We start from the raw sequence: 5,735 nt of genomic DNA on the forward strand, positions 1-5,735 counted from the left end.
GTTTATTGCGGTAATTTGGATCGTGTAGAGAGATACGTTTTGTGGGTCTTTCCAGGTTTGGCGGTGACCTACTCTCCCACGTCTTGAGACGCAGTACCATTGGCGCAGCGGCACTTAACGGCCGGGTTCGGAATGGAGCCGGGTGTTTTGCTCGCGCTATGACCACCAAACCGGGGAAGACCCACGCTTGCATTTAGGTGCAAGTGTTTTTTCAACGTTGTTGTCCAGGTCAGGTACATCTTGTGTTTGTGATGTATGCTTATGGATCGGGAACAGTCTTGCTGTTCCTGGATCGGATCAAGCCTATCGGGCCATTAGTACCGGTCAGCTGAATGCATTGCTGCACTTACACCTCCGGCCTATCGACGTGGTGGTCTTCCACGGCCCTCAGGGATACCTTGTTTTGAGGGGGGCTTCCCGCTTAGATGCCTTCAGCGGTTATCCTGTCCGAACATAGCTACCCAGCACTGCCGTTGGCACGACAACTGGTCCACCAGTGGTTCGTTCACCCCGGTCCTCTCGTACTAGGGGCAACTCCTCTCAAGTATCCTACACCCACGGCAGATAGGGACCGAACTGTCTCACGACGTTCTAAACCCAGCTCACGTACCTCTTTAAATGGCGAACAGCCATACCCTTGGGACCTGCTCCAGCCCCAGGATGAGATGAGCCGACATCGAGGTGCCAAACACTGCCGTCGATATGGACTCTTGGGCAGTATCAGCCTGTTATCCCCGGCGTACCTTTTATCCGTTGAGCGATGGCCCTCCCACTTGGGACCACCGGATCACTATGGCCGTCTTTCGACTCTGCTCGACTTGTCAGTCTTGCAGTCAGGCTGGCTTATGCCATTGCACTCAACGAGCGATTTCCGACCGCTCTGAGCCAACCTTCGCGCGCCTCCGTTACGCTTTAGGAGGCGACCGCCCCAGTCAAACTACCCGCCACACAGGGTCCCGGAACCGGATAACGGTCCGCGGTTAGACATCAAGCAATGCAAGGGTGGTATCTCAAGGGAGGCTCCGCAGAGACTGGCGTCTCTGTTTCAAAGCCTACCACCTATCCTGCACATGCATGGCCTGATGCCAGTGTGAAGCTGTAGTAAAGGTGCACGGGGTCTTTCCGTCTAACCGCGGGGAGCCTGCATCTTGACAGGCAATTCAATTTCGCTGAGTCAACGTTGGAGACAGCGGGGAAGTCGTTACGCCATTCGTGCAGGTCGGAACTTACCCGACAAGGAATTTCGCTACCTTAGGACCGTTATAGTTACGGCCGCCGTTTACCTGGGCTTCAATTCAGAGCTCTCACCCCTCCTTTTAACCTTCAGGCACCGGGCAGGCGTCAGACCCTATACGTCGTCTTACGACTTCGCAGAGCCCTGTGTTTTTAGTAAACAGTCGCCACCCCCTGGTTTGTGCCCCCAGCCAATACTTGCGTAGAAACTGGGCCTCCTTCTCGCGAACTTACGGAGGTATTTTGCCGAGTTCCTTCAACGTTGTTCTCTCAAGCGCCTTGGTATTCTCTACCAGTCCACCTGTGTCGGTTTAGGGTACGGTCTAAAAGTGGGGCTATTTCCAGGGACCGCTGAGCTGCCAGTTCAATCCGATAAGGACTGACAACCTTTGCGATCCGTCACCACCACATGGCCCAGGAATATTGACCTGGTTCCCATCGACTACGCCTTTCGGCCTCGCCTTAGGGGCCGGCTTACCCTGCTCAGATTAGCTTTAAGCAGGAACCCTTGGACTTTCGGCGAGAGTGTCTCTCACACTCTTTGTCGCTACTCATGTCATCATTCTCGCTAGTGATCTCTCCACCGGATGCCTTACAGCCCGGCTTCACAGAAAGGATTTTGTCCTCCATTGCACCCCGAGGGATGCAGAAGAGGATAAATCCTATGTCACACTACGCTCCGCTACCATGCGCTATGCGCATCCTCGGCTTCGGCTCATGGCTTGAGCCCCGTTACATCTTCGCCGCAGGACAACTTAATTAGACCAGTGAGCTGTTACGCTATCTTTAAAGGATGGCTGCTTCTAAGCCAACCTCCTGGTTGTTTTGGTCGTCCCACTTGCTTTCCCACTTAGCCATGAATTGGGGGCCTTAGCCGGAGGTCAGGGTTGTTTCCCTCTTCACGACGGGCGTTAGCACCCGCCGTGTGTCTGCCATCTAGTACTCCCTGGTATTCGGAGTTTGGTTAGGATCAGTAAGCCTGTGGGGCCCCATTACCCATCCAGTGCTCTACCCCCAGGGGTATTCGGATGACGCTCTACCTAAATAGATTTCGCGGAGAACCAGCTATCTCCGAGTTTGATTGGCCTTTCACCCCTAGGCACAACTCATCCCGACCTTTTTCAACAGGTGTGGGTTCGGACCTCCAATACGTGTTACCGTATCTTCATCCTGGTCATGCCTAGATCACTCGGTTTCGGGTCTGATCCATCTAACTCAACGCCCTATTAAGACTCGCTTTCGCTGCGCCTACACCTAACGGCTTAAGCTTGCTAGATAGACCAAGTCGATGACCCATTATACAAAAGGTACGCCGTCACCTCGCAAGGAGGCTCCGACTGATTGTAGGCGTCCGGTTTCAGGTACTGTTTCACTCCCCTCGTCGGGGTGCTTTTCACCTTTCCCTCACGGTACTGGTTCGCTATCGGTCAGTAAGGAGTACTTAGCCTTCGGAGGTGGTCCTCCGATCTTCGAACAGGATTTCACGTGTCCCGCCCTACTTGATACGTTCCATTGAGCTTCCCATACGGGGCTGTCACCCGCTATGGCTGATCTTTCCAGATCATTCTGGTCACTCTCAGGACTCGGCTGGTCCCCGTTCGCTCGCCGCTACTAGGGGAGTCTCTATTGATGTCCTTTCCTCCGGGTACTTAGATGTTTCAGTTCCCCGGGTTTGCTCTTAAGACCCTATGTATTCAGGTCAAAAGTACCTGTTTAAACCCGCTATAGGCTGCTTTCGTCGGACGAGTCCGACGTCAGCAATTATAACGAGCTTTCAGGTGGGTTGCCCCATTCGGAAATTCCTGGATCAAAGCTTATTCTCAGCTCCCCAGGACTTATCGCAGAGTATCACGTCCTTCATCGCCTCTTACTGCCAAGGCATCCACCAAACGCCCTTCTCGCGCTTGATCCGATCCAGAAAGAGCAAGACTCGTAAGTCATGCGGGCACCACGCTGGTTCGTGTGATGCCGTCTTTTCCTGGATCAGAAGCATACTATCCCGCCTGGCTTGCGCCAGACTGGTCCGATCTGGTCGGACCTGGTTAGTGTACTTGACTTGGACAACAACTGTTCGTTTCGGACCGGGATATCGGCGCAGGGTCGAGGAAACGCCCCTGGTGCAGACCTTCCCCTTGCGGGGAACCAGACCGAGATCGCCACACACTCGCGGCAATCAAACAGTGTTGATTTGTATCTCTCTATACGATGTCAATCATCCGAAGGATCGGATGCGCAAATGCAGCGGACTGCACTTGCGGATCAGATCACTGTGACGGGGTCACGCGGGGCAAATGGTGGAGACTAGGGGGATCGAACCCCTGACCTCCTGAATGCAAATCAGGCGCTCTCCCAGCTGAGCTAAGTCCCCGCTTTGCCCAGCAAGGAAGTGGTGGGTCGAGGAGGACTTGAACCTCCGACCTCACGCTTATCAGGCGTGCGCTCTAACCACCTGAGCTACCGACCCAGTTGATCTTGCCGCAGCAAGATCGACGTTGCCCGACAGGCGATTTTGCACCGCAAAATCTGCCGAGAGGGCCAGCCCCGCGGGGTCAGGCAACCACATACGAGCCGGCGGCCCGTCTGTTCTATTGTTCTGAAGAGATATGAGGACGGCCTGGTCCGTCTGATGTGCTCCGGCGACTGACCGGAGCTGCTAAGTGTTTCACGAGAAAGGCCGAGGCCGATCTGCCAGAAACATCCTTAGAAAGGAGGTGATCCAGCCGCAGGTTCCCCTACGGCTACCTTGTTACGACTTCACCCCAGTCGCTGAGCTCACCGTGGTCCGCTGCCCCCTCGAAAGGTTGGCGCACGGCCTTCGGGTGAACCCAACTCCCATGGTGTGACGGGCGGTGTGTACAAGGCCCGGGAACGTATTCACCGCGTCATGCTGTTACGCGATTACTAGCGATTCCGACTTCATGCCGTCGAGTTGCAGACGACAATCCGAACTGAGACAGTTTTTTGGGATTAACCCATTGTCACTGCCATTGTAGCACGTGTGTAGCCCAACCCGTAAGGGCCATGAGGACTTGACGTCATCCACACCTTCCTCCCGCTTATCACGGGCAGTTTCTCCAGAGTGCCCAGCCGAACTGCTGGCAACTGAAGATGTGGGTTGCGCTCGTTGCCGGACTTAACCGAACATCTCACGACACGAGCTGACGACAGCCATGCAGCACCTGTCACCTGGTCTCTTGCGAGAAAGCCGGATCTCTCCGGCGGTCCAGGGATGTCAAGGGTTGGTAAGGTTCTGCGCGTTGCTTCGAATTAAACCACATGCTCCACCGCTTGTGCGGGCCCCCGTCAATTCCTTTGAGTTTTAATCTTGCGACCGTACTCCCCAGGCGGAATGCTTAATCCGTTAGGTGTGTCACCGACAAGCATGCTTGCCGACGACTGGCATTCATCGTTTACGGTGTGGACTACCAGGGTATCTAATCCTGTTTGCTCCCCACACTTTCGCACCTCAGCGTCAGTATCGAGCCAGTGAGCCGCCTTCGCCACTGGTGTTCCTCCGAATATCTACGAATTTCACCTCTACACTCGGAATTCCACTCACCTCTCTCGAACTCAAGACCAGGAGTTTTGGAGGCAGTTCCGAGGTTGAGCCCCGGGATTTCACCCCCAACTTTCTGATCCGCCTACGCGCGCTTTACGCCCAGTAATTCCGAACAACGCTAACCCCCTCCGTATTACCGCGGCTGCTGGCACGGAGTTAGCCGGGGTTTCTTTACTGGGTACAGTCATTATCTTCCCCAGCGAAAGAGCTTTACGACCCTAAGGCCTTCTTCACTCACGCGGCATGGCTAGATCAGGCTTGCGCCCATTGTCTAAGATTCCCCACTGCTGCCTCCCGTAGGAGTCTGGGCCGTGTCTCAGTCCCAGTGTGGCTGATCATCCTCTCAAACCAGCTATGGATCGTAGGCTTGGTAGGCCATTACCCCACCAACTACCTAATCCAACGCGGGCCGATCCTTCTCCGATAAATCTTTCCCCCGAAGGGCGTATGCGGTATTACTCACCGTTTCCAGTGGCTATTCCGCAGAGAAGGGTACGTTCCCACGCGTTACTCACCCGTCCGCCGCTCACCCGAAGGTGCGCTCGACTTGCATGTGTTAGGCCTGCCGCCAGCGTTCGTTCTGAGCCAGGATCAAACTCTCAAGTTGAAAAGCTGTTGCCAGCTTGTCCTTGACGTTCGAACCTCTGCACATCCCCAATGTGTAACCGGACACCCGAAGGCATCCAGCCGACCGACCCGGCTAAGGAAACGGTCAACATCAGGACTTTTTCTGTCTGTCGTGCTTCGGGTTTCCAAAGAAACCGAAAGCCGAACAAACAGTGAAGCTGACACTTCATCATCGGGCCGAAACCCTAGAAGCGTTGATATGCAGACATTTGATCCATCGTATGAACCAGTGCCGCCCGCATATCTCTTCAGATACTTGCGATGTCAAAGAGCGTGAGAGACAAAAACCAGACCAGTGCGCCCTAACTTGCGGCGC

General features: G+C 54.8%; 2 tRNA genes and 3 rRNA genes. All 5 read right to left on the reverse strand.

The window, feature by feature from the left end:
- Window positions 1–55: 55 nt before the first annotated feature.
- Window positions 56–170: ribosomal RNA gene (gene rrf / locus VK682_RS26865) — 5S ribosomal RNA — on the reverse strand.
- 123 nt (window positions 171–293) lie between these two features.
- Window positions 294–3,143: ribosomal RNA gene (locus VK682_RS26870) — 23S ribosomal RNA — on the reverse strand.
- A 382-nt stretch (window positions 3,144–3,525) separates the two neighbouring features.
- Window positions 3,526–3,601 (reverse strand) — tRNA-Ala (locus VK682_RS26875).
- 19 nt (window positions 3,602–3,620) lie between these two features.
- A tRNA-Ile gene (locus VK682_RS26880) sits at window positions 3,621–3,697 on the reverse strand.
- 240 nt (window positions 3,698–3,937) lie between these two features.
- A 16S ribosomal RNA gene (locus tag VK682_RS26885) occupies window positions 3,938–5,399 on the reverse strand.
- The 16S, 23S and 5S rRNA genes sit together here with 2 tRNA genes alongside, the layout of an rRNA operon.
- Window positions 5,400–5,735: the final 336 nt, after the last annotated feature.

The organism is Salipiger marinus, from assembly GCF_035481585.1.
Lineage (GTDB): Bacteria > Pseudomonadota > Alphaproteobacteria > Rhodobacterales > Rhodobacteraceae > Salipiger > Salipiger marinus.